The sequence below is a fragment of the Bacillus thuringiensis genome, assembly GCF_001455345.1.
In the GTDB taxonomy this organism is placed as follows: domain Bacteria; phylum Bacillota; class Bacilli; order Bacillales; family Bacillaceae_G; genus Bacillus_A; species Bacillus_A thuringiensis_N.
Window position 1 is genome coordinate 362,352 of sequence record NZ_CP013274.1, and the last position, 26,486, is coordinate 388,837.

Sequence of the window (26,486 nt, forward strand, 5' to 3'; positions counted from 1 at the left end):
TATAATTTGTTTAAAAAATAACAGCGAATGCTCTTGCGAAAGCACCATCACTATCTTTAATTTTTAAAGGTGCTGCTGAGAAAAAGAAACGTTTCGTGTTAATGGCATCTAAGTTTGTTAAGTTTTCAATTAAATAAATATTATTCCCAAGTAGTATGTGATGAATCGGTGATGTTTCTGTCGTTACCTCGTCAGGAGAAATGAAATCTAAACCAACAGATTTTACTTTTAATTGAACTAATTCTTCAGCTAATTCTTCGGAAAGATAAAAGGCTTCTTGTTCATATGCTTTTGTATTCCATTTATTAGATAGGTTGGAATGGAAAATGACAATATCCCCTTCTTTTATGTCGGCATTGTGTAATACTTCTTTAGGTAATTTTCGTTCTTGTACATGAGTTACATCAATAAGAACAGCTTCGCCTACAAATTGATCTAGGGGTAATTGATCGATAGTAGTTGCGCCTGAAATGAAATGGGCAGGGGCATCGCAATGCGTACCAACATGAACGACAGAATGAAAATCTGTAACTTGATAACCTGTTTCTTCAACGTTTGTAATGGCTTCTAAATTGATTTTTGGTGTTCCAGGGAATTGAGACATATTGTTTTCAAATGTTTGGGATAGGTCAATTACTTTCACTTTAAATACCTCCAATATATGTTTTGAAATATAAAAAACTCACCTTTCATAATCAAGAAAGATGAGTTTTGCACACAATAGTTACGTTTTATCTTTCAAAATGCAATGCATTTTGCAGGAATTAGCACCTATTCAGTTTGTATAAACTGAGGTTGCTGGGCTTCAAAGGGCCGGTCCCTCTGCCTCTCTTGATAAAGGTATATTTAATTTAAAGTTCAGAATTTTTGATATAATAAAATTGTAATTCATTTCCTTATTTTGTGCAATACAAAATAGGTATTCACCCAAATAAAGTTGCTCGCATATTGTAGCTTATGTAAATAGAATGCTGCGAAGGAGTGAGTGCAGTGACAGGGAATATATTGAATTATTATGCTGGTGGAAATACAGCTAGAGGGTTTCATAATTTATATGAAGAGAATTTAAAAGGGCTAAACAGGTTATTTATTTTAAAGGGTGGCCCTGGAACGGGGAAATCTTCTTTAATTAAGGCAATAGGCCGTGAATGGGTTGAAAAAGGATATGATATTGAATTTTTACACTGTTCTTCTGATAATAAATCGGTTGATGGTGTAATTATTCCGAAGTTAAAAGTAGGAATTGTTGATGGAACATCACCGCATGTTATTGAGCCGAAAATGCCAGGAGTTGTCGAGGAGTATATAAATTTAGGGGTTGCTTGGGATTCAGATAAATTAAGAAAGCAGAAAGCGGAAATTGAACGTTTTGTTTCAGAAGCAAGCAAAGCTTTTCAAGCTGCTTACGCTCGTTTTAACGAGGCGTTAATTATACATGATGAGTGGGAGAAAATATATATTAGTAATATTGATTTTAATAAAGCGAATGAACTAACCGATCAGCTGATTCAAAAATTATTTACAGATAAAGGCGGGAAACAATCGCTTGTGAAACATCGCTTTTTAGGAGCAGCTACACCGAAAGGAGCAGTTGATTTTGTTCCTAATTTAACAGAAGGATTACCACATCGTTATTTTATAAAAGGACGCCCAGGCTCTGGGAAATCAACAATGCTCAAAAAATTAGCTAAGGTAGCAGAAGAAAAAGGGTTTGAAGTTGAAGTATATCATTGTGGATTTGATCCAAATAGTCTTGATATGGTTATCGTAAGAGAATTAGGGTTTGCAATTTTTGATAGCACCGCACCACATGAATATTTTCCGAGTCGTGAAGGTGATGAGATTATAGATATGTATGCCCTTATTGTGACACCAGGGACGGATGAGAAGTATGCAGAGGAAATTCGCGATGTCTCCATTCAATATAAAGCAAAAATGAATGAGGCGATGTCTTTCTTAGCGAAAGCGAAATCAGTTCGTGATAAATTAGAACGAATTTATATTGCTGCTATGGATTTTTCAAAAGTAGACGCATATAAAGAGGAGATTCAAAAAGAGTTTGAACGAATTGCGGTTAGTGTAACAGAAAAGAATAAGTAAAAAATAAAGAATTTTGTCTGGCTGTCAGGAGTTTTCTGACAGCTATTTTAGTATGTAGTAAACTGAGTAGTATATTTGTCGAATTTCCAAGGAAATAATCAAAAAATGGAGAGGGTATGAAATGAGAGAGAAAATTAAGGTGGAGTTAGAAAGAATTGAAAAAGAAAATGATGTAAAAATTTTATTTGCAGTGGAGTCAGGGAGTCGTGCTTGGGGATTTCCTTCGAAAGACAGTGATTATGATGTTAGATTCGTTTATATGCATCCGGTAGAATGGTATTTATCAATTCATGATAAACGAGATGTAATTGAGTATCCGATTAGTGATGATTTAGATATAAGCGGATGGGATATAAAAAAAGCGTTACAACTATTCGCAAAGTCAAATCCAGCTTTACTCGAATGGATTCGTTCACCAATTTTTTATTCGAAAAACTCTAATTTTCCAGAACAGCTTCAGCAAATGAGTGAAACGAATTTTGATCCAAAAGCAACGATATATCATTACTTACATATGGCTTCAAAAAATTATCGTGAATTTTTGCAAGGTGAGAATGTAAAATTGAAAAAGTACTTTTATGTATTGCGTCCTATTTTAGCTTGTAAATGGTTAGAGGAGAAAGCGACTTTACCTCCTGTAGAATTTGATCGATTGATTACAGAATTATCATTGGAGCATAGTGTGTTAGAGGAAATTGAAAAGTTATTAATAAAGAAAAAAGCAGGTACTGAACTAGATGTTGGATTGAAAGTTAAGGTGTTAAATCAATTTTTAGAAGAACAAATTCATTACTATCAGCAATATGTAAAAGGAATTGAAAAGAAATCAGGAATCGATATTGAGAGTTTAAATACATTGTTTCGAGATATGTTGTTTACAGTAAATGAAAAAGAGCACAAGTAAGCTTGTGCTCTTTTTCATTTTGTAGGAATAAAGAAAACAGATATAGCTGCGAGAAGACCTGCGAATGAGAATAAGTAAAAATTCCAAGCTAGGTCGTATTGCATTGTCATAATAATACCGACAAGGATAGGACCAGCAATCGCACCAACTCGACCAAGTCCAAGTCCCCAGCCTAAGGAAGTAGCTCGGACATGTGATGGGAAGTATTGTGTCACATATGCATTTAATATTTGAGTAATACCGACTGATCCAATTCCAGCAAGACCAATTAAAAGATAAATGATTGTAACAGATGGTTTAATTGTTAATAGTCCAATACATATAGCTGCCATAAGATAGGAGATGCTGATAACAATTTTAGCTCCTATACGATCCGCGATTGCTCCAGCAAATAATGCACCGATAGCGGCAGTAATATTTAGCATAAGTAGAAATGATAAACTAGATCCAAGAGGGTATCCTGCTTGGCGCATCATCTGCGGTAACCAAGTATTTAAACCGTATATTAAAAACATCCCCATTATATAAGTGAGCCAAAAAAGCAGTGTTGATTTTATGTATTCTTTTGAGAATAGCGTAAGAAACCCATTTCTCTTTCGTATATTAGATGGGGCTTGATGAGTTTCATCTTTTGCATAGAATTCAATTTGAAAACGATTAAGAATTTTGTCCACTTCTTCTTGGCGATTACGTGATAATAAAAATTGAATGGATTCGGGTAAATAACGAATAATGAAAGGAATGAGGAGTAGTGGAATCATTCCGATGCCAAACATAATTCTCCATCCGAAGTCTTCTAACATAAATATAGACAAAATAGCACCTAACACGATACCTAAAGGATAGCCAGTAAACATAAGAGCATAAATAAAAGATTGTCGCTTTTTTGGTGAATATTCAACAGTAAGTGCGGAAGCTGTTGGAATAACACCGCCTAGTCCAATTCCTCCGATAAATCGCCATAGCCCAAATAATTCAGGAGAAGGAGCAATAGCAGCTAGGCCCATTGTGATAGAAAAAAGTGCTAAACAGCATATAAGTGTCCATTTTCGTCCAATTAGATCTGTAATGGTTCCAACTAGAATAGCGCCAATAAACATCCCAAACAAAGCATAACTGGCAATAGTTCCAGCGTGAGCTGGTGAAAGTGCCCAGCTATTGTCTTCTAGGAGCTTTGGTAGAACGGCACCGTAAATACCTAAATCATATCCATCAGCTAAAATGGCTAGCCAACAAATAAAAACAACAAGTCTTGTAATAGAGTTTGAAAAGATAGTTTCTGTAGATTCTAGATGAGGTGGAGCTGAAGGTTGCATAGTATTCACCCCTTTTATTTGTACATGAATATATTATTTTGTTTTATGTTAATATTTTCCTCCTTGTGTCGGAATTTATCTGAAAAGGTTTTATAACAAATAAAGAAGTTCAACAGTAATTCTGTTGAACTTCTTTATTTGTTTACTCATTATCAACTCGTTTTAACGGTTGATCTGCTGGGCCTTCAAGAACGTCTCCCTCAATTGAAAAACGAGAACCATGGCAAGGGCAATCCCAAGTACAATCACCATTATTCCATTCAACTTCACAGCCGAGATGTGTACAAGTTGTATCGACGATATGTAATTTTCCTTCTTTGTCCTTATAAGCACCTGCTCGTTTACCGTTAACATGCACGACAGATCCTTCACCAACTTCGAGATCTTCTGGCTTACGTAATGCGGTTTCAATCTTTCCTGCAATTAAATGTTTCGCAACATCAATGTTCTGGGAGAGGAACGTTTTTATATCTGGATTTGCATGGAAGCGTGATGGTGCATACAGTTCCTTATAGGGATTGTGGACTTCTAGAATGGAGTCCTTCAGTAAATGAGCGGCAGCAGTTCCAGTTGTCATTCCCCATTTGCGATATCCAGTTGCAACAAATATATTTGGATTTCTTTCGTTAATATGTCCGATATAAGGAAGCTTATCTAGAGTGATTAAATCTTGTGCTGACCATCTATAAGGAACTTCGTCTATTCCAAAAGTTGCTTCAGCAAAAGAATAGAGTGCTTCATAATGAAGCATCGTATTTATTCCTTGACCTGTTTTATGACTCTCTCCGCCAATCAAAATTAATTTTTCTCCATTGTTTTTTATATAGCGTAAGGAGCGCTTTGGATCATCAATACTTAAATACATGCCACCTGGATACTCCGTTTTTGCTTTTATTGCAAGAGCGTAGGAGCGTTCTGCGTACATTCGCGTAAAGAAAAAGCTATTCGCATCATAAAAAGGGAAATGTGAACAAGAGACGATATATTCACAAGTGATATGATGGCCCTCTTTTGTAATTATTTGTGGATAATCTCCCTTTTCCACATCCATAGCTGCTGTTTGTTCGTAGACCTTTCCGCCCATCTCCACAAACTTTTCTAAAAGTGTTTTTAAATAAAGAAGGGGATGGAATTGTGCTTGATTTTTCATTACAAGCGCAGATTGTACTGGAATAGGAATCGATAGAGATTGAACATAGTCACAAGGTATATTTAATTTTTGATAAGCTTCATATTCTTTCGATAAATTTCTTAATCCATTATCAGTAGTTGTATATAAATATGAATCTTCATTTGAGAAATTACAGTCGATTTTATATGTTTGAACAGTTTCATTTATGAATTGTAGAGCCTTATTATTTGATTCATAGTAAAGCCCGGCCTTTTCTACACCAAAATGATTTATTAATTCATCATAAATAAGATCATGTTGTGCTGTTACCTTTGCTGTTGTATGTCCAGTCGTTCCATTTAAAATAAGCCCAGAATCAATTAACACAACATCGATGCCTTCTTTTGCAAGTAAATAAGCAGTAGTAATACCTGTAATACCAGCACCAATAATAGCAACTTTTGTCTTTATATTTTCGGATAAACGAGAGAAAGTAGGAAACTGAGTAGATTCAATCCAATAAGATAGCGGCAGTTGTGGAAATGTATCACTTGTCATTGCGGAAACCTCCTGATTTTAGAACAATTTTCCTTTTAATATTTCCATATTATATGAAATTCATGTGTGTTGTTTTAGAAGTAGTCTATCTTTATTAAAAGAGGTCATAAATTATTTTAATATAATTAATTAGGTGGGGCATTATGAAGAAGTAGGATTTATATAAAACTAAATTTAAGTGATTCTGTTTGTTGATTACATAGAGAGTTATTGAATGAGATAGAGTCTATGGCGTTTAAGAAAATGTCTATATATAGTAGGTGAATCCTTATGGAATCTATACATTTTCTTTAGTGAAATAAAGTATAATTATAAAAATATAACCAACTTTTATTACTAGGTCATAAAAGTTATTGACAATGTGGAAATTCTATTGATATGATTTATCATGTGGAAAGGTTGATAGAGAGTAAAAAGAGAAATGTTTTTCATTGATAATAAAAGCGAAAAATAAGTGACGATAGAGTGAGTATATTTTCCTTATAATAGAGGCTTTTTTAATCACCTAGTAAAATCAATCTGGAAGCAAGAATTGATATATGTAAGTTGCGCAAGGCGCGGCATAAGAAAGGGGCAAAAGGATGAAGGAGCTTCATACGTTTGGGTGGTATGCAGCACGTGTATCACCACATTTGCCGAAAAAGGCATTTAAACCAGTTCCTACTCGTCTGTTTGGTGGACTGGCTTATTTGCTTGTGGCATTGGCGGGGTTAATATCAATTGGTGTATTTGAATTGAATGTGTGGGCGAATCTAGGAATTGCGATTGTTCTTGGATTATGTTTTGCTTCACTTGGGTTTTTAGGGCATGAAATTTTACATGGAACTGTTGTAAGAAAGGCATGGCTGCGTGATTTCTTAGGAGCGATTGCATTTATGCCACTATCAACAGGTCCTAAACTTTGGAGAAAATGGCATAATGCAACGCATCACGTTCATACACAACATGAAGAGAATGATCCAGATGCATGGCCTACACTTGAGAAGCTTAAAAAGAGTAAGTTTTTGAGCTGGGTATATCGCATGCCTCTTCATGTACGTTCATTCTTTAGTTTTCTATCACTAACAATTCAATTTACATTGCATTCGACTCGAATGTTCTTTCATTTTATAAAAGAGTTCAAGTCATCCAATCAAAAATCTGTATGGCTTCAACTTCTTTTGCCTTGGACTGTTTGGATTAGTTTATTGTTTATTATGGGACCTGGAAAGTGGTTATTTGCATATGTGATTCCATTGTTAATTGCTAACTTTATTGTAATGGCATATATCGCAACAAATCACCGCTTAAATCCAATTGTTCCAGTAAATGATCCGTTAGCAAACTGTTTATCAGTAACAGTGCCGCGCTGGGTAGACGTTTTACATTTTAATTTCTCATATCATACAGAACACCATTTGTTCCCTGCTATGAGCTCTAAATACTATCCATTAGTAAAAGAGAAAATTAAAGAAATGTGGCCGGAACGCTATCATGAGATGCCGATGACAAAAGCTTTGGCGGCGCTATGGAATACACCACGTGTGTATTATCAAGGAAGTGAATTAGTGGATCCGCATAGAGAGCATTTCTATGGCTCTTTAGGAAATGGACTAGATCCTCATAATATTTCATATCGTGAGGAACATATAGAGGAAGAAGAGAGCATTAAAAAAGCAAATCAATAAAAATTAATATATTTTTGCAGTGAAAAAGCAAGCCATCTCTGGCTTGCTTTTTCTTATAAAGAGACTTCTTTTTTATTCTTTGCACTAACTTGAACTGAATTTGTTTCTTTTCGTTGTAGTCGTTTTTCTAAAAGGTTAACAAAATAAGTAAATAGAAGAACAAGTACGAGGTAATATAAACCAACGATTATATATGTATCTAATTGTTGGAAGTTACCTGCAGCAATTGATAAACCTGATCCCCATAATTCGGACAATCCTACATATGCAACGAGGGAAGAGTCTTTTAATCCAATAATAAACTGATTTCCTAAAGGAGGAAGAGATTGACGAAATGCTTGCGGTAATACGATGCGGCGCATCGCTAAAGGATACGGCATACCTAGAGAGCGAGCAGCTTCCAATTGTCCACGGTCAATAGATTGGATGGATCCGCGGAAAATTTCAGTAATATATGCACCGTTATGGATTGCTAAAGCAATTGCTCCTGCCCAAAAAGGGGTGAAAACAATAATAGATGTAATACCGAAATAGAGAATGGCGATTTGAACAATTAAAGGTGTACCACGAATAATGGCGATATATACGTGAGCAATACTATTTAAAACTTTATTATTAGAGATTCGAAAAAAAGCGAATAGTAATCCAATTAGTGAACCAAGTAATAGGGATGTTAGTGTTAATTGTAATGTGACAATAGTAGCCTTTAAGAGTGTGGGATAAGTAGACATAAAAATTTCAAACATATGTGTCACCTCATATTGTATGGATTTTGGTAGGGAATGAAATACCCCACTGATTATTTACCCACACTAATTGGGAGTTTTACTGCCCATAAATAGCGGGATAAAAAGTGGGGCATAATTCATGGAACATTTGATTAGCTAATTTACTTTGTTTTTTCCTCTTCACCAAGAATGTTGCGCCCAAACCATTTTTTACTAATCTTTTCATACGTACCATCTTTAATGATTTCATCTAAAGCTTTATTTACTTTCTCAACCATTTCTTTATCATCTTTACGAATAGCAATTCCCATTTCATCAAGGTTTAATGGTTTTCCAGCTTCTTTTATATTTGATTTACCTTCTTTGATCATGCGCAAACCAACCATTTGATCTGTGATTACTGCGTCAATACGTCCAGGCTCTAAGTCCATAAGTGCAGTAATATCGCTATCGTATTCTGTAATTTGATCTGTATGTTTTGCAACAAGGGCTTTAAAGGTACTAGCTTTTACAACACCAATTTTCTTACCTTTCAAATCTTCTGGAGAAGAGATAGATGTATTCTTTTTAGCTACAAAAATTTGGGCACCAGAACGATAATAAGGATTTGAGAAATTAACAGCTTTTAAACGTTCTTCTGTAATTGCCATACTGCCCAGTATTACATCATATTTTTTCGCTTTGAGACCTTGGATTAGCGTTTCCCATGGATTTGTAATAGGTGTTGGTTTCATATTCATTTTTTTCGCAAGTGCCTCACCTATTTCCACATCAAAACCGACAAGTTTTCCGTCATTTTCTTTATAGTTAAAAGGTTTATACAAGCCACTCATCGCATAACGAAATTCTTTTTCACCATTTGAAGAAGTAGTAGCACTTTCCTTACTACAGGCTCCTAGTATAAAGGATGTACATAATGTAATACTCGCAACAATGGTTAATAGTTTTCTTTTCATAAAACCCCTCCTATATATTGATCATACGGATGGTTTTAAGTATGTTATTGAGATATTTTATTTAGATGATTAGCTATGCACCGTATGAATGTATTTCTTTTCGTTTGAAACAGAAGTTACATTATAAAACGTTGCGTAGAAATTGTTTTGCTCGTTCATGTGATGGAGCTGAAAAGAATTGCGCTGGCGGAGCGTCCTCTACAATCTTTCCATCATCCATAAAAATGACACGATCAGCCACATCTCTTGCGAAATTCATTTCATGAGTAACAATAACCATAGTCATTCCTTCTTCAGCAAGTTCTTTCATAACTTGCAATACTTCTCCAACAAGTTCAGGGTCTAAGGCTGAGGTGGGTTCATCAAATAGCATAATTTTAGGATTCATAGCAAGAGCTCGTGCAATGGCAATGCGCTGTTTTTGACCACCTGACAGGAGGTGGGGAGTTACATCTGCTTTATCTTGTAGACCGACTTTTTGCAAAAGCTGATTTCCAATTTCCTTTGCATTTGCTGCTTCTAATTTCTTTACATGAATAGGTGCTTCTATGATGTTTTCTAGTGAGGTCATATGGGGAAAGAGGTTAAAGTGCTGAAAAACCATACCGACATTTTCACGGACTTTGTTTAAATTTGAATGCTTTGGATCAATTCTTTCACCTTGTAAGTGAATTTCACCTTCATCGTACATTTCTAAAAAGTTAAGACAGCGAAGTAATGTACTTTTACCGGAACCACTGGCGCCAATTAAAACAACAACTTCTTTTTCGTTTACTTCTAAATCAATTCCTTTTAAAACATCAAGTGAGCCGAATGATTTTACTAGATTTCGAACCTGAATCATACAAAACCCCCAGTCAAAAATATATTTTACAAATGTTGCCCCTTATTTCTGTTATTAGTCATAAATTGTCAGAATCCTTTATTTTTTTCGTGGATTTGATATTAAAGGAAATAATAATTTTTTGAAATCCCTATATCCTTCTATAATGAAAATATGGATAATAATATATAGGTAGTACTTATATTACTTATAAAAAGGGGGAAAGAAGAGATGGAAAAAGAAAGGAAGACATTTTCCTTTGGCTTACGTACACAACTTATGCTATTCACTACAGTTTTAGCTTTAATTACATATTCAACAAGTATATTTTTTATTTATGTGATATATGATTATTTTCAAAGTTATGTAAGTCAAGCTGCATATAATATTATCGTTATGTTATTAGGGGTAGTATGGTCTGGAATTTTAGCATATGGAGCAGCCGTATTTTTAATTAAACCGCTTCGAAAGTTAGAAGAGGCGGCGAGAAAAGCGGCTGAAGGAGATATTCGTGAAGATGTTCCGTTACCGAAGACTGATGATGAAATTAAATCTTTAAGTGTTGCATTTAATATGATGCTAGGGAACTTAAGGGGCATGGTAAAAAATATTGATACAACATTTTCGTATACAAACAATCAAGTACAGCAAATTAGAAAACAAACAGGGGAAGCGACAAAACAAGCTCGAGGTGTTTCTGAAACTCTGGCAGAGATTTCTTCTGGCGCTGAGCAATCAGCGGCATCAATTCAAGCGATTGTTTCTGCTGTTGATACAACAACTTCTATTGCAAGTGAAGTAGAAGAGAAAGCGAAACAGTCTGATGATTTGTCTTCAGAAATGGTTCAAGCTTTAGGGCATAGTACTCGTGTCTTTACGTCTTTAATTCAAGGTATTCAAACATTGGCGAAAGAAAATGAAGATTCAATGCAAAATGTACAGAAGTTAGAGGAAAGAATGAAACAAGTAGAACACATTGTATCTGTTGTGAGTGAGATTGCTAGCCAAACTAATTTATTAGCACTAAACGCTTCTATTGAGGCTGCTCGTGCAGGAGAGCATGGAAGAGGCTTTGCGGTTGTTGCGGAAGAAGTACGGAAACTTGCTGATGAAAGTGATCATTCTGCAAGAAACATATCGCAGTTATTACGAAATATGCAAGAGGAAGTACAACAAGTTGCAATGAAAATGACAGAACAAGTGAAAATAGCTAAAGAAGAGGCGAAACGTGGGGAAGCTACGGAATTAATTTTAAAAGAAATGTCAACAAGTGTTATGGAAGTTGCCGATGCAACGAAGCAAATTAGTAGCTATATGAACGAACAAGTGAGTCACATTCATCAAACAGGAGCGCAGACGAAGGCTGTAGCAGCAATTGCTGAAGAAACGTCAGCTGGTTCGCAAGAAGTAGCACGTGTGACGTTGCAACAATCTAAAAATATGATAGCAATCGATCAATTGTTAAAGGATTTAGAGAAGCAAGCAGCGGATTTGAAACAAACAATTGAACGATTTTCAATGTAAAAAGGAAGAACAGCATGCTGTTCTTCCTTTTTTTACGTATGAAATGGTGGAATACTTTGTTGGAAACGAAAAACATTGCATGGGTCATATAGGCTTTTCACCTTGCGTAGTTTTTGAAAATTAGAGCCATAATAACTAGTTTGCCAATTTTTGATGTCAATATCGGGCCAATTGACATAGTCACCTAGTGTATAAGGATCTAAGCTTTCTCGTAAATCTTTAACCCAGCGTATATTTCGATTTTCTTCATCATCGCATTTCCAAGAGGTAATGTATTCTTGAGCAATAATTGCTTTACGATGAAAATAAGCCGTTTCATTCGGCGAAATATCTTCAACAGCACCTACGAGAGATTGGTGCCAAATACTCGCATCTTTATTTGGAGCATGAGAAAGAAAATATTGCATGATTTGAATGCCTTTAAGAGGGATAGGTTTATATACATAGGAACCAGAGCGCTTGAAGTTTTCAGGGATGTTACCACTGTTAAAAAATTCAACAGCCTTTATATAAGGAACTTCATCTATAAAGAGAGTAGGGGTACCTGTCTCAAGAAGGGGAGATAATAAGGAATAGAGTTCAGAGGGAGAGCCAATAAACTCACCTTGTGCCTCAATTTTATTTTGTTGCTTTGCGAATAATTCAATGGATGAAGTGAGTCGTTCGTCTATATAAGGCGCCCAGTTTTGCCACGCTTGAAATGCAGCGATAAAATCTTCCCATTTCCATGTAATTGAGAAGATTGATACATTTTTTATCGGGTGGACTCGAAAAGTTAAAGAAGTAATAATTCCGAAGTTTCCACCACCACCACCGCGACACGCCCAAAACAAATTATGGTTTTCATGTTCGTTTGCACGAATGATTTTTGCTCCAAATTTACCACACGCTTGTACTATTTCAACTTCTACTAATTGATCGCATGTTAATCCAAATAAGCGTGAAAGCATACCGATGCCACCGCCAAGTGTTAATCCAACAATTCCAACGCTTGCACTTGTACCAGCTGGTATTGTAACACCGTAATTCCAAAGTTCTTTATAGACAGTGCCAAGGTTTGCACCAGCTTCAATTGTTGCTGTTAATTTATCTGTATTAACAGTAATGCGATGCATTTCACTCACATCAATAATAAGTCCTCTATTTAAAAGAGAAAAATTTTCATAGCTATGACGTCCGCTTCTTAAGCGAAATGGTACATGACGTTCGCGTGCCCATTTTAAGGCGTTACAGACATCATTTTGATTTTGACAAAAAACAATAACGCAAGGGAGTTTTGGAATGCTTAAATTTAAATTCATTCGGGCTACGTCATAGTCTGGGTCTGAAGGAACGACGATACGACCTGTTAATTTTGTTTGTTTCAATGTATCACTCCTTTCTAAAACAAGCAGTGCTTTTTATTAATATATGAGAAGTGTATGTAACGTGCGTGGACAAGAGCAGGTGAGGAATGAGATTTGCTTTTGTGAGAAATAAATAAAGCATAAGAATAAGGAATCTACATAGAGTTCAATGAAAACAGTTGCAAACTATTCATATTTTGTTATGATAGTGTTACGAAAACGTTTGCATAAAATTCTGATGGGATGCAAAAGGAGAGAATGACTATGAAAAAGACATGGTGGAAAGAAGCGGTTGCGTATCAAATTTATCCGCGTAGCTTTATGGATTCAAATGGTGATGGTATTGGAGATTTACAAGGTATTATTGCAAAACTGGATTATTTAAAAGATTTAGGTATAGATGTAATTTGGATTTGTCCAATGTATAAGTCACCTAATGATGATAATGGCTATGACATTAGTGATTATCAAGATATTATGGATGAATTTGGTACGATGGAAGACTTTGATGCTTTACTAGATGAAGTTCATAAGCGTGATATGAAGCTTATTATTGATTTAGTTATTAATCATACGAGTGATGAACATCCATGGTTTATTGAGTCACGTTCATCTAAAGACAATCCGAAGCGTGATTGGTATATTTGGCATGATGGTAAAGATGGTGTGGAACCAAACAACTGGGAAAGTATTTTTAACGGTTCGGCATGGGAATATGATGAAGTAACAGGACAATATTATTTACACTTATTCTCGCGTAAACAACCAGATTTAAACTGGGAGAATAAAGAAGTTCGCGAAGTGTTATACGATACAGTTAATTGGTGGCTTGATAAAGGAATTGATGGTTTCCGAGTGGATGCAATCAGCCATATTAAAAAAGAAGATGGTTTCAAAGATATGCCAAATCCAAAAGAACTAAAGTATGTACCATCTTTTGATAAACATATGAATGTGGATGGTATTCAACCTTTATTAGAAGAGTTAAAAGAAAATACATTTTCTAAGTACGATATTATGACTGTCGGTGAAGCGAATGGTGTTAAGATTGAAGATGCTGAGCTTTGGGTTGGAGAAGAGCAAGGTAAGTTCAATATGGTATTCCAATTCGAACATTTAAGCTTATGGGATGCAGAAAAGAAGAAAGATCTTGATGTTGTAGGACTGAAAAAAGTATTAACGAAATGGCAAAAAGGCCTGGAAAATAAAGGATGGAATGCTTTATATATTGAGAATCACGATAAGCCACGTATCGTTTCAACTTGGGGAGATGATAAACAATATTGGCGTGAAAGTGCGACAGCTCTTGGAGCGATGTATTTCTTTATGCACGGTACACCGTTTATTTATCAAGGACAAGAAATTGGGATGACAAATGTTCAATTCCCAAATATTGAAGATTACGATGATGTAGCAATTAAAAATTTATATCGTGAGAAAATTGCAGAGGGTGTATCTCATCAAGATATGATGGAAATTATATGGGCTTCTTGCCGCGATAATTCACGTACACCTATGCAGTGGAACGATGAGGTGAATGCTGGCTTCACAACAGGTACAACTTGGTTTGGGATGAATCCAAACTACAAAGAAATTAATGTTGAAAAGCAAAAGAATGAAGATAACTCTATTTTCAATTTCTATAAGAAAATGATTGCCTTGAAAAAAGAGCACGATGTACTGAATTATGGTACGTACGATTTACTTTTAGAAGATGATCCGCAAATTTATGCATATACTCGTACATTAAACGATGAAAAAATCATTGTAATTAGTAATATCTCAAAAGAGGAAGCTGTATATAATGAGGATTCATTTGCACTAGAACGCAAACGTTTGCTTTTAAATAACTATGAAGTTGCGGAACATGAACAAGTAAATTCAATCACGTTAAAGCCTTATGAAACAAGGGTTTATCGTATTTCATAATAAAAAAGGATGCTCTTAGAGCATCTTTTTTTATGAAAAATAATAAATTTCTATTGCAAAGTGAAAACGCTTTTATTAAAATAGATTTATGAAAACGGTTGCGTAAAGATAAAAATGAAGTAACATAAGGAATCGTTTTCATAACAGAAACAGAAATTATAATTTAAATCATTATGTTGTTATAAATAAAGGGGAGGAAGAACAGATGAAAATTACGTCTTTTGATTTTTGGCAAAAGTTCGGGAAAGCGTTATTAGTTGTTGTAGCTGTAATGCCAGCAGCTGGTTTAATGATTTCTATCGGTAAGTTAATTGGAATGTCTGCTGGGGATATTAACGCAGTTCATACAATCGCTCGCGTAATGGAAGACATCGGTTGGGCAATTATTACTAATCTACACATCTTATTCGCAGTAGCAATTGGGGGATCTTGGGCGAAAGATCGCGCAGGTGGTGCATTTGCAGCGCTATTAGCATTCGTCTTAACAAACAGAATTACAGGAGCTATATTTGGCGTAAACGCTGAAATGTTAGCGGATTCAAAAGCGAAAGTTTCTTCAGTATTAGCAGGGGACTTAATTGTAAAAGATTACTTTACTTCTGTACTTGGTGCACCAGCATTAAACATGGGAGTTTTCGTAGGGATTATCACAGGTTTCTTAGGAGCTACTTTATATAACAAATACTATAACTATAATAAACTGCCACAGGCATTAGCGTTCTTTAACGGAAAACGCTTCGTACCATTCGTTGTAATTGTTTGGTCTACAGTCACTGCAATTGTATTATCACTTTTATGGCCATTCATCCAAAGTGGATTAAATGAATTTGGTCGCTGGATTGCAGCATCTAAAGATAGCGCACCAGTTGTTGCACCGTTTGTATATGGAACGTTAGAGCGTTTACTATTACCATTTGGCTTACACCATATGTTAACGATTCCGATGAACTACACAGAGCTAGGCGGAACATATACGATGTTAACTGGCTCAAAAGTTGGACAAATTGTAGCAGGACAAGATCCATTATGGCTTGCATGGATTACAGATTTAAATAACTTATTAGCAAATGGAGATACGAAAGCATATAACGATCTATTAAATAATGTTGTACCAGCTCGTTTCAAAGCAGGACAAGTTATCGGCTCAACAGCAGCGTTAATGGGTATTGCATTCGCGATGTTCCGTAATGTTGATAAAGAAAAACGTGCAAAATATAAACCAATGTTTTTATCGGCAGCTTTAGCAGTATTCTTAACAGGTGTAACAGAACCAATTGAATTTATGTTCATGTTTATTGCTCCAGTATTATATGTTGTATATGCAATTACAACAGGACTTGCATTCGCGTTAGCAGATTTAATTAACTTACGTGTTCACGCATTTGGATTTATTGAGTTAATTACTCGTACACCGATGATGGTTAATGCAGGACTAACTAGAGATTTAATCAATTTCGTTATCGTTTCATTAGTATTCTTCGGTCTGAACTTTACATTATTCAACTTCTTAATTAAAAAGTTCAACTTACCAACACCAGGACGTGCAGGTAACTATATTGATAACGAAGATGAGGCATCAGAAGGAACAGGAAATGTACAAGATGGTTCATTAGCAACAAAAGTTATTGATTTATTAGGTGGAAAAGATAATATTGCTGACGTAGATGCTTGTATGACGCGCTTACGTGTAACAGTAAAAGATTTAGATGTTGTTGCACCAGAAGCGCAGTGGAAACAAAATGGTGCTTTAGGACTGATTGTAAAAGATAAAGGTGTACAAGCAGTATATGGCCCGAAAGCTGACGTATTAAAGTCAGACATTCAAGATATGTTAGGTGCGTAATAATATGAAATTGCTAACTTTAAACTGTCACTCTTGGCAAGAAGAAAATCAAATGGAAAAGATAAAATATCTTGCTAAAGTCATTCAAGAAGAAGAGTACGATGTCATCGCATTGCAAGAAGTCAGTCAGTCGATAGGGGCTGAAAATGTATGCGGTAACAAGAAAGAAGATAATTTTGGACTTTTACTATTAGAAGAGTTAAAAGCGTTACATGTAAAAGATTACAATATTACTTGGGATTTCTCTCATATTGGTTATGATGTGTATGAAGAAGGATTAGCGATTATAACGAAGCATAGTATTATAAAAGAAAATACGTTCTTTATATCAGAAAATAAGGATACAACGTATTGGAAAACACGCAAAATTGTAAGTGCAACAATTGCGTATAATGATAAAAGCATCACGTTTTACTCTTGCCACCTCGGTTGGTGGAATGATGAAGAAGAATCATTCAAAGGTCAAATCGATCGTTTGATGGAGCGTGTAGATAGCAATGAGCTTGCCTTCTTAATGGGTGATTTTAATAACAATGCCCGTTTGGAAGGCGAGGGTTATGAGTATACGATGCAAAAAGGTTTGTATGACACATATGAACTAGCGATAGAGAAGGATGAGGGAACAACTGTCCAAGGTGAGATTGCTGGTTGGGATGAAAATAAACATAATTTGCGAATCGATTTAATACTGTGTAACCAAAGTGAAAAGGTCCGTTCTTCAAAAGTCATTTTTAATGGTACAAACCGAAAGGTAATTTCAGATCATTTCGGTGTAGAAGTACAAGTAGATATATAGAAGTACAAGTAGATATATAATAGAAGAAATCCTCACAGATGATGAAAAGCTGTGAGGATTTTTTTGAGGAATACAAGTATTTCCAAGAGAAAATACTTGTATTTTTTATGACATTTCCTATATATTTGTTATTATTGAATGTAAAACCGATTTAGTCATTTTGTATTCATACTTTGACTCACTTCGTTATATAATGTAGTAAGTCAAAGTTAATGGGAAAAAATAGTTCGTTTTTGGTTAATCCACGATGTAGAAAGTGATATAATTGCAAAATGTATGTATCATTTTCTAAAGAAGGAAAAATATATAATTAGGTGATAACTTTTATGAAACAAATTTGGCGTATTTATAAGACAGATTTACGGAATGTAGCCAAACATTGGGCTGCAATTGTTATTGTTTTAGGGTTAATGATTTTACCATCGTTATATGCATGGTTTAACATTAAAGCTTCTTGGGATCCATATGGAAATACAAAAGAGGTTCCCATTGCAGTTTCTAACCAAGATGCAGGCTCTAATTTAAGAGGGAAAGATATCAATATCGGGGACGAGATTGTAGATTCTCTGAAGAAAAACAAAAATCTTGGTTGGAAGTTTGTAGACGAAAAGCAGGCAATTTACGGAGTTGAACGCGGGGATTACTATGCAAGCATTACAATCCCAAAAGACTTCTCTGAAAAAATTGCAACTGTTCTGGATGAAAATCCACAGAAACCAGAACTTGATTACTATGTAAATGAAAAGGTAAATGCGATTGCACCGAAAATTACAGCAAAAGGTGCATCAGGTATTACGGAAGAAATTAGTAAAAACTTCGTTAAAACAGCGAACGGTGAGATTTTTAAAATCTTCAATGACCTTGGAATCGATTTAGAAACAAACTTACCAAGTATCGAGAAAGTAAAAGATCTTGTCTTTAAGTTAGAAGCGCAGTTCCCAGAAATGAATACATTGATGGATAAGGCGTTAGATGATGCGACTCGAGCAGAAGATGTTGTGAAGGTAGCACAAAAAGAGTTACCGGTTGTAGAAAGTGTTATTAATGATGGGCAAGAAGCGTTAGGGAATTTAGATAAATTCTTTGCGAGAAATGATGAAACATTGAATCGTGCTCCGGGAACTATTAAGAATAATTTAATTGTAACGAAGCAGGGCTTGGATGCTGCAGCGAAAATTACAGATTACTTAAAAAATCCTTCATTTGATTTTAATCTGACACTTCCAGATCCAGCTAAATTCCCAGTGTTACCTAATATAACTCTTCCACAAATACCGCAAATACCAGAAATTCCAGCGTTACCGCAAGTGAATGGTGATGGGTATAAGAATATTGCTAAAAATATTGATCAAACTGTAAATAATGTTTTCAGCTCAATACGTGTTGGAACAACTTACGCACAAGGTGTTATAAACGGGTTACAAAATGGTAATTTTGATCCGGAAAAAGCGAAACAAGATCTTAATAATGTTTCTGAGACGTTGCAAGGACGTGCGGATAGTGTTTCATATGTAATTGATGTCTTTACTAAATTTAAAGAGTCGGCATCAACTGATTTTGGAAAAGAATTCTTCCAAAAGAGAATAGAAAGATTAACAAACCTTAAATCAGCTATCGAAAATGCAAATGGTGGCGTTAAAGATATTGCCAATATTATCGGTACAGGGCAAGAAGTGAAAAAAGATGTAAGAGATGCTACTAATAAAAAATTAGATGCAATAAATAACTTGGTAAATCAAGCAGAAGTAGATTATAATGCAACATTCGTAACTGATTTTGAAAAAGCAGTAAGTACAGCCGAGCAATTGAAAGATAAGGCTGAAGGTGTAAAAGAAGATGCGCAACAACTTAGAGGTAATTTAAATCAAGATATAAAAAAAGCGAATGAGTTAGTAAATCAAACCAATGAGGCATTAGACAATGGTAGAGAAAAGTACGATAAGGCTGTAAGTGATTACAGCAGATTAAAAACAGAACTTGGAAAAGCAAGAGAAGACTTAAGCAACGCAGGTGTTAATGGATTAGACTCTACAAAAGTAGCCTTAAATGATTTAAATGGACAGTTCAAAGCAGCATGGAATTTATTTAACGACATGATTCCAGTTCTGGAAAGTACAAATAAAGTTTTAGCAGATGTAAATAGTGATAAGAACACGAATAACATGATTTCTAAAGTGAATAAAATAAAAGATGGTCTTCAAAAAGGAATCGATTTAACTGATAAAGGAATTGACTCTATTAATAAAGGTCAAAAACCAGCGGCAGATGTTATTGAGAGCATTAATGAAGTATCTAAAAATGTTTCGGGTCAAATAGGTGACATCTTAGCTAAGTACGATTCAGAAATCGTTCCAAACTTTAATGAAGCAATTGCTCGTACAAAAGAGATGTCTAAAAACACATCTCAAATTTTAAAAGAAGCAGACAAAAAGCTTCCAGATGTTAAAAAATTACTAGAAGATTCATCAAAAGGCTTAGTAGACGGTAAAAAGAAACTAGCAGACATTAAAACTGAAATGCCGGAGACTGAGAAAAAGATTAAAGAATTAGCAGATAAAATTCGTGATTTTGAATCTGAAGAGGATTTAAAAGACATCATACGCTTATTGAAAAATGATGTTGAAAAGCAAAGTGACTACTTTGCGAATCCAGTAAATTTAAAAGAGAATAAATTATTTGCAATGCCGAACTACGGTTCAGCGATGTCACCATTCTATACAGTGCTTGCATTATGGGTAGGCGCATTATTAATGGTGTCATTATTAACGGTAGAAGTGCACGAAGAAGGTGCGAATTATAAGAGCCATGAAATTTACTTCGGACGTTTATTAACATTCTTAACGATAGGTCTTTCACAAGCGTTTATCGTATCAATGGGAGATATATTCTTACTCGGTACGTACGTAGTCGATAAGTTCTGGTTTGTGTTATTTAGTTTATTTATTGGTGGAGTCTTCGTTTGTATCGTATACTCACTCGTTTCTATTTTCGGAAACGTTGGGAAATCGATGGCGATTATTTTACTTGTACTACAAGTAGCAGGATCGGGTGGAACATTCCCAATTCAAATGACGCCAGCGTTCTTCCAAGCACTTTATCCGTTCTTACCATTCACATACGCAATTAGTGCAATTCGTGAAACAGTGGGTGGAATGCTTTGGGATATCGTAACGCGAGATTTACTTGTACTAAGTGCTTTCGTAGTAGTTATGATTGTTGCTGCATTATTACTGAAAACACCAATTAATAAATCAAGTGAAAAATTTGTTGAGAATGCAAAAGGAAGTAAAATCATTCACTAACATAAAAGGTTCCTACCGATAGAGGTAGGAACCTTTTTGTTTAATCAAATTTTAATTTCTTTAATGCCTCTGCGAATGGGTTGTTTAATGGTTCTTCTTCTTTGTTTTGTTGTTTCATATATTTTTGAACATCGCGTTTATCAGCTTTGCTTCCAGATTCTTTCTTACGTCTTTCTTGGAAGGTGGATAATTTCTCGCGATAGCCACATTTACATGCAAAGATTTGTCCTGCACCTTCGCCACGTAATTCTAATTTTTTCTTACACTGAGGACAACGGGCGTTTGTTGTACGGGATACATTTTTACGATGACCACATTCACGGTCTTGGCAAACGAGCATTTTTCCTTTTTTGCCGTTTACCTCTAGCATTGGTTTACCGCAGTCTGGACAAGACTTCGTTGAAATGTTGTCATGTTTATATTTTTTATCACTCGATTTAATTTCAGAAACAATTTCTTTCGTATAGTTCTTCATTTCTGAAATGAATACTTCTTTTTTCAGTTTACCCTTTGCAATTGCCTCAAGTTTTTGTTCCCACTCACCAGTTAGTGTAGGTGATTTTAACTCTTCTGGCACTAAATCAAGTAATTGACGGCCTTTTGAAGTAATGTGAATATCTTTACCACGTTTTTCAATTAAGAATGAATTGAATAGCTTATCGATAATATCAGCTCGTGTTGCTACAGTACCTAATCCACCAGTTGATTTTAACGTATCAGCAAGTTGTTTATTGTGCGTATCTATATATTTTGTAGGATTTTCCATTGCTGAAAGTAAAGTTGCTTCGTTAAAACGTGCAGGTGCTTTCGTTTGACCTGATGTTTGCATAATTAACTTTACAGTTAATGTATCGCCTTTTTCAATGCGAGGTAAAAGTTGCTCTTTTACGTCATCAGTTACATCATCATCTTCAAAGCGATTTTCATATACTTCTTTCCAACCGGCATGTAAAATTGTTTTTCCGCGTGCAATGAACGTTTCATTGCCGACTTTTGTGCGTAACGTTAGTTGCTCGTATTCGAATGTTGGGAATAAAACAGCTAAGAAACGTTTTACAACTAGATCATAAATTTTACGCTCTTTATCTGTGAAGGCTGAGAAGTTAACATATCCTTCTGTTGGAATAATTGCATGATGATCACTTACTTTACTATCATCAACAAATGATTTATTAGGCTTGATAGGCTTTTGTAATACTTTATGTGCTAAAGGACGGTATTCTCCGACGCCACACGCTTTTAGACGTTCTGGAAGTGTTCCAACGATATCAGATGAAATGTAACGTGAATCTGTACGAGGATACGTTAGCACTTTATGTTGTTCATATAACTTCTGCATAATGTTTAATGTTTCTTTAGCAGAATAACCAAACTTTTTATTTGCATCACGCTGTAATTCAGTTAAATCATAAAGACCAGGAGAGAATGATTTCTTCTGCTTTTTATCAATTTCCACAACAGTGGCATTTTGTTTATCTAGATTTTTTACAATATCATCAATTTTTTCTTTATTAAAACTACGGCTATTACCGTTTGCATCTTGCCAAGTTAGTTTTAATTGATTTGTTGTTTGAGCTTCAATGCCGTAGTAAGTTTGAGCTTTGAAGTTCTTTATTTCATCTTCACGATTAGCGATCATAGCGACAGTAGGTGTTTGGCAACGGCCGCAATTCAGCTGGGCATTAAAGCGAGTCGTTAAAGCTCGAGTCGCGTTAAGACCGATATACCAGTCAGCTTCTGAACGCGCAACTGCTGAAGCATATAAATTGTCATATGCTTTACCTGGTTTTAAATTTGCGAAACCATCTTTAATTGCTTTATCAGTAACAGATGAAATCCATAGACGTTTGATTGGTTTGTTAACTCGAACCTTATCAATAATCCAACGAGCGACCAATTCTCCTTCACGTCCAGCGTCTGTTGCTACAATGATTTCATTTACATCTTTTCTAAGAAGCTGACTTTTTACAGCATTAAATTGTTTCCCTGTTTGTTTAATAACCGTTAATTTCAAACGTTCAGGTAGCATCGGTAAATCTTCTAAATTCCACTTTTTATATTTCACATCATAGTTTTCTGGATCAGCTAGTGTAACGAGATGTCCTAAAGCCCAAGTTACAATATATTTACTACCTTCAAGATAGCCGTTTCCTTTTTTTTCGCACTTCAGTACACGCGCAATATCACGTGCAACGGAAGGTTTTTCAGCGATTACAACGCTTTTTGACATATTAAAAACATCCTTTCAAAATTCCATACGTTAACTATAGCATACATCTTCTTGAGATTCAGTTTCGCTCCATATTTGAGCTGTTTTTAGTGGAATGAACAAAACACTCACTGATTAAAGTTTCACTTGATTATGCTTATTGTTTTATAGGTTGCTTCTATATTAAATAGAAAAGTAAAGAACTTGTTATTTTAGTAGAATAAGAGTAGACTTTGAAGTAGATGAATAATAAGCACATGGGAGTTTGTGGATGCAAACTGAGAGTATGACTAATCCGTCATTGACCATTTGAACCTGTTGGATAATGCCAGCGTAGGGAGAGTGTAAAAGCACATGTTCAGGCACTTTGCGTACGCGCAAAGTGCCTTTTTGTGTATCTCCCATCACTATAGTTAGGGGATGAGAAGGATGAATATGAAAGAAATTAGCAAAGTAGTGGATTTGGTGAGAGAATCTAATCCGCTCGTTCATAATATTACAAATGTTGTTGTAACAAATTTTACAGCTAACGGTTTATTAGCATTAGGGGCATCACCTGTAATGGCGTATGCAAAAGAAGAAGTGGCAGAAATGGCTAGCATTGCTGGAGCATTAGTATTAAATATGGGGACACTTCGTCCTGAAGAAGTAGAAGCGATGTTACTTGCCGGTAAATCAGCGAATGTGAACAATGTACCAGTACTGTTTGATCCAGTCGGTGCAGGAGCAACATCGTATCGAACAGAAGTTGCGAGACATATTCCGGCTGAGACTGAGTTAGCGATTATTCGCGGAAATGCAGCTGAAATAGCGAACGTTATTAATGAGAGATGGGAAATTAAAGGGGTAGACGCTGGTGCTGGAAATGGTAATGTCGTAAGTATTGCAAAGCAGGCAGCAGACGAATTGAATACAGTTGCGGTGATTACTGGAAAAGAAGATGTTGTTACAGATGGAGAGCGAACTATTGTTATTCGAAATGGTCACTCTATTTTAACGAAAGTTACGGGGACTGGTTGTTTACTAACTTCTGTAATAGGGGCATTTGTAGCGGTAGAAAAGGATTATGTAAAGGCAGCAGTAGCTGCATTAACGTTTTATGGTGTAGCTGCAGAACTGGCAGCTGCTAAGACAGTGGAAAAAGGACCTGGTAGTTTCCAAATTGAATTTTTAAATCAGTTAGCGAATACGACTTCGGGTGATATAGAGAAGTATGGGAAGATTGAGGTTATATAGTAAGGAGGGAAAATAAATGTCGCGTATTTCAAAGGCAGAAATGTCCAGGTTGTTATCAGTATATTTTATTATGGGAAGTAACAATTGTACGAAGGATCCACTGCAAGTATTGAGAGATGCACTTGAAGGCGGTATAACAATCTTTCAATTTCGTGAAAAGGGGGAAGGCGCTTTAACGGGAGAGAAACGTATTTGTTTCGCAAAAGAACTACAAGCAACTTGTAAGGAGTACGGTGTACCATTCATCGTAAATGATGATGTGGAACTAGCTCTCGAGTTAGATGCAGATGGCGTGCATGTTGGACAAGATGATGAAGGAATTACTTCTGTTCGTGAAAAAATGGGGGATAAAATTATCGGTGTATCTACACATACAATTGAAGAAGCACGCTGGGCAATTGAAAATGGAGCGGATTATTTAGGTGTTGGCCCTATTTTCCCAACGAGTACGAAAAAAGATACGAAAGCGGTGCAAGGAACGAAAGGTTTAGCTCATTTTAGAGAACAAGGAATTATAATACCGATCGTTGGGATTGGTGGCATTTCAATTGAAAATACCGCTTCGGTTATAGAGGCAGGTGCAGACGGTATTTCAGTTATTTCAGCTATTAGTTTAGCGGAATCTGCGTATGAAAGTACGAAGAAGCTAGCAGAGGAAGTGAGTAAGAGTTTATAGAGAAAGGGTACTTCACACAAATAGTAAAGAACATAATGGAAGAATGGACAGTTAAAAATATTTAAACAAACGTTTGATTAAAAAAGCACAAACCCTTTAAAACTTTGGGTTTGTGCTTTTTCTTTAAAACATAATTGAAATTAAGAGCATTCCAATTCCGATAGAAGTGAATGTTGCGATTAGGCCTGGAATCATAAAGCTATGATTTAAAACATATTTTCCAATGCCAGTTGTACCAGTACGATCAAAGTTAATGGCAGCAACGATTGTTCCATAGTTTGGAATGAAGAAGTATCCATTTACTGCAGGGAACATAGCGATTAGTAGTGCTGGTGGAATACCGAGTGATAATCCAAGAGGCATTAAAGCACGTACTGTGGCTGCTTGGCTATATAGTAAAATAGATAGAATGAATAATGCGATGGCAAATAGCCATGGTGCACTTGTTACTAGGTGCTGAATTGATCCTTGAATCATATTTAAGTTTCCGTTAAAGAAAGTATCTCCCATCCAAGCGATTCCGAAAATAGCAACAACTGCTGTTGCCCCCGCTTTAAAGACGTTACCAGATACGATGCTTTCTACATTTGGTTTACAGAAAATAATAATAAGAGCTGCGATGGTTAACATAACCATTTCAATTGTGTTTGGCATGGAAAGACGAACTAACTTCCCATCGATCATCCATCCTGGACGAAGTGCTTCAAATGAACCGAGAAGTACGACAAGGAAAGTTCCTACTAAGAAAAGGACAACGGATAATTTAGCGCCTTTTACACCAGCAAATTCTTTTTTCTCTTCAATTTTAGGAATCATTCCTTCTTTTAATCGTTTTAAGTATTCAGGGTCTTCATTTAATTCTTTCCCCATTTTGCTAGCAACAAATGCAGCTACCATACAAGCGATGAAGGTAGAAGGAATACTTACTTTTAAAATATCTAATAAAGTGATTTTATAGTCAGCTAACATTGCTAAAAGGGCAACTGTTGCAGCTGATATAGGGCTAGCTGTAATTGCTTGTTGGGAAGCGATTACGGCAATTGACATTGGACGTTCCGGTCTAATCCCAGATTCGCGAGAGACTTCTGCGATAACAGGAAGTACAGAATAAGCAACGTGACCAGTCCCTGCGCAGAGTGTAAATAAATAAGTAACAATTGGAGCAAAGAATGTAATGCGTTTTGGATTTTTTCGTAATGCTTTCTCGGCCAGATGAACAAGGTAGTCCATTCCTCCAGCAGCTTGCAGGGCACCTGCAGCTGTAATTACTGCTAAAATCATGAGCATTACATCAATAGGAGGAGCTGTAGGTTGTAAGTGGAAGACGAAAACAAGTATTGCCATACCAACGCCACCCATTACTCCTAGACCAACTCCACCTAGGCGTGCGCCAATAAAAATACAGAGTAGTAACGTAAGAAATTGTAGCCAAAACATGATAAACTACCTCCGAAATTCATTA

Annotated in this window: 18 protein-coding genes, 2 pseudogenes and 2 riboswitches; of the genes and pseudogenes, 11 read left to right on the top strand and 9 right to left on the bottom strand. The window is 35.6% G+C overall.

Features of this window, described 5'->3' with window-relative positions; translation table 11 throughout:
* Positions 1-10 precede the first annotated feature (10 nt).
* Positions 11-643, bottom strand: coding sequence for a cyclase family protein (locus tag ATN06_RS02140; RefSeq protein ID WP_060629361.1), 633 nt, complete (start codon positions 641-643; stop codon positions 11-13).
* A gap of 85 nt (positions 644-728) precedes the next feature.
* Positions 729-841: riboswitch (SAM riboswitch) on the bottom strand.
* Positions 842-990: 149 nt separating this feature from the next.
* Between ATN06_RS02140 and ATN06_RS02145 the strand changes: the two genes are divergently transcribed.
* Together ATN06_RS02145 and ATN06_RS02150 are read left to right on the top strand one after the other, a co-directional pair.
* Entirely contained in the window at positions 991-2,100 is a 1,110-nt protein-coding gene (locus tag ATN06_RS02145; protein WP_060629362.1) for a PRK06851 family protein, read from the top strand.
* Positions 2,101-2,221: 121 nt separating this feature from the next.
* Positions 2,222-3,004 carry a nucleotidyltransferase domain-containing protein gene (locus tag ATN06_RS02150; RefSeq protein WP_060629363.1) on the top strand — a complete coding sequence of 261 codons (783 nt, stop codon included), beginning with the start codon at positions 2,222-2,224 and terminating at the stop codon, positions 3,002-3,004.
* Between the two features lie 14 nt (positions 3,005-3,018).
* On the opposite strand, the gene ATN06_RS02155 is transcribed toward ATN06_RS02150, so the two are convergent.
* Both ATN06_RS02155 and ATN06_RS02160 read right to left on the bottom strand, forming a co-directional pair.
* Positions 3,019-4,320: an MFS transporter gene (locus tag ATN06_RS02155; protein ID WP_060629364.1), complete on the bottom strand. Its 1,302-nt coding sequence runs from the start codon at positions 4,318-4,320 to the stop codon at positions 3,019-3,021.
* A 142-nt stretch (positions 4,321-4,462) separates the two neighbouring features.
* Entirely contained in the window at positions 4,463-5,989 is a 1,527-nt protein-coding gene (locus ATN06_RS02160) for an FAD-dependent oxidoreductase (protein WP_060629365.1), read from the bottom strand.
* A gap of 581 nt (positions 5,990-6,570) precedes the next feature.
* Between ATN06_RS02160 and ATN06_RS02165 the strand changes: the two genes are divergently transcribed.
* Complete coding sequence (locus ATN06_RS02165; RefSeq protein WP_060629366.1) at positions 6,571-7,656, top strand: Delta(10) desaturase DesB; 1,086 nt, start codon at positions 6,571-6,573, stop codon at positions 7,654-7,656.
* 53 nt (positions 7,657-7,709) lie between these two features.
* On the opposite strand, the gene ATN06_RS02170 is transcribed toward ATN06_RS02165, so the two are convergent.
* The 3 genes from ATN06_RS02170 to ATN06_RS02180 all read right to left on the bottom strand — a co-directional run bounded on the left by ATN06_RS02170 (position 7,710) and on the right by ATN06_RS02180 (position 10,184).
* On the bottom strand, positions 7,710-8,402 hold the full coding sequence (locus tag ATN06_RS02170; RefSeq protein WP_060629367.1) for an amino acid ABC transporter permease: 693 nt from the start codon (positions 8,400-8,402) through the stop codon (positions 7,710-7,712).
* 143 nt (positions 8,403-8,545) lie between these two features.
* A complete protein-coding gene (locus ATN06_RS02175) occupies positions 8,546-9,340 on the bottom strand; it encodes an ABC transporter substrate-binding protein (protein WP_029437294.1) in 795 nt (264 codons plus the stop codon).
* Between the two features lie 121 nt (positions 9,341-9,461).
* Complete coding sequence (locus ATN06_RS02180; RefSeq protein ID WP_000616936.1) at positions 9,462-10,184, bottom strand: amino acid ABC transporter ATP-binding protein; 723 nt, start codon at positions 10,182-10,184, stop codon at positions 9,462-9,464.
* A 375-nt stretch (positions 10,185-10,559) separates the two neighbouring features.
* Between ATN06_RS02180 and ATN06_RS29755 the strand changes: the two are divergent.
* Both ATN06_RS29755 and ATN06_RS29760 read left to right on the top strand, forming a co-directional pair.
* Positions 10,560-10,745: pseudogene (locus tag ATN06_RS29755) on the top strand (HAMP domain-containing protein); the annotation flags it as partial.
* Between the two features lie 369 nt (positions 10,746-11,114).
* Positions 11,115-11,687 (top strand): annotated as a pseudogene (locus tag ATN06_RS29760) (methyl-accepting chemotaxis protein); the annotation flags it as partial.
* Between the two features lie 32 nt (positions 11,688-11,719).
* Here the strand turns inward: ATN06_RS29760 and ATN06_RS02190 are convergent.
* On the bottom strand, positions 11,720-13,054 hold the full coding sequence (locus tag ATN06_RS02190) for an FAD-binding oxidoreductase (protein WP_060629369.1): 1,335 nt from the start codon (positions 13,052-13,054) through the stop codon (positions 11,720-11,722).
* 243 nt (positions 13,055-13,297) lie between these two features.
* Here ATN06_RS02190 and ATN06_RS02195 point away from each other — a divergent pair, with 243 nt between their 5' ends.
* The 4 genes from ATN06_RS02195 (at position 13,298) to ATN06_RS02210 (ending at position 20,903) form a co-directional block, all read left to right on the top strand.
* Complete coding sequence (locus tag ATN06_RS02195) at positions 13,298-14,962, top strand: glycoside hydrolase family 13 protein (protein ID WP_060629370.1); 1,665 nt, start codon at positions 13,298-13,300, stop codon at positions 14,960-14,962.
* A 205-nt stretch (positions 14,963-15,167) separates the two neighbouring features.
* Positions 15,168-16,805 carry a PTS transporter subunit IIBC gene (locus ATN06_RS02200; protein ID WP_060629371.1) on the top strand — a complete coding sequence of 546 codons (1,638 nt, stop codon included), beginning with the start codon at positions 15,168-15,170 and terminating at the stop codon, positions 16,803-16,805.
* Between the two features lie 4 nt (positions 16,806-16,809).
* Entirely contained in the window at positions 16,810-17,601 is a 792-nt protein-coding gene (locus ATN06_RS02205) for an endonuclease/exonuclease/phosphatase family protein (RefSeq protein ID WP_060629372.1), read from the top strand.
* A gap of 326 nt (positions 17,602-17,927) precedes the next feature.
* Positions 17,928-20,903 (top strand): YhgE/Pip domain-containing protein, encoded by a 2,976-nt coding sequence (locus ATN06_RS02210; RefSeq protein WP_060629373.1) that lies wholly within the window; start codon positions 17,928-17,930, stop codon positions 20,901-20,903.
* A gap of 40 nt (positions 20,904-20,943) precedes the next feature.
* On the opposite strand, the gene topB is transcribed toward ATN06_RS02210, so the two are convergent.
* On the bottom strand, positions 20,944-23,133 hold the full coding sequence (gene topB, locus ATN06_RS02215; protein ID WP_060629374.1) for a DNA topoisomerase III: 2,190 nt from the start codon (positions 23,131-23,133) through the stop codon (positions 20,944-20,946).
* A gap of 226 nt (positions 23,134-23,359) precedes the next feature.
* A riboswitch (TPP riboswitch) is annotated at positions 23,360-23,469 on the top strand.
* Positions 23,470-23,532: 63 nt separating this feature from the next.
* On the opposite strand from topB, the gene thiM reads away from it, so the two are divergent.
* Positions 23,533-24,348, top strand: coding sequence for a hydroxyethylthiazole kinase (gene thiM / locus ATN06_RS02220; RefSeq protein ID WP_369596995.1), 816 nt, complete (start codon positions 23,533-23,535; stop codon positions 24,346-24,348).
* A gap of 16 nt (positions 24,349-24,364) precedes the next feature.
* Positions 24,365-25,024, top strand: coding sequence for a thiamine phosphate synthase (thiE, locus tag ATN06_RS02225; protein WP_060629376.1), 660 nt, complete (start codon positions 24,365-24,367; stop codon positions 25,022-25,024).
* A gap of 123 nt (positions 25,025-25,147) precedes the next feature.
* Here the strand turns inward: thiE and ATN06_RS02230 are convergent, their stop codons facing one another.
* On the bottom strand, positions 25,148-26,461 hold the full coding sequence (locus tag ATN06_RS02230) for an anaerobic C4-dicarboxylate transporter family protein (protein ID WP_060629377.1): 1,314 nt from the start codon (positions 26,459-26,461) through the stop codon (positions 25,148-25,150).
* Positions 26,462-26,486: the final 25 nt, after the last annotated feature.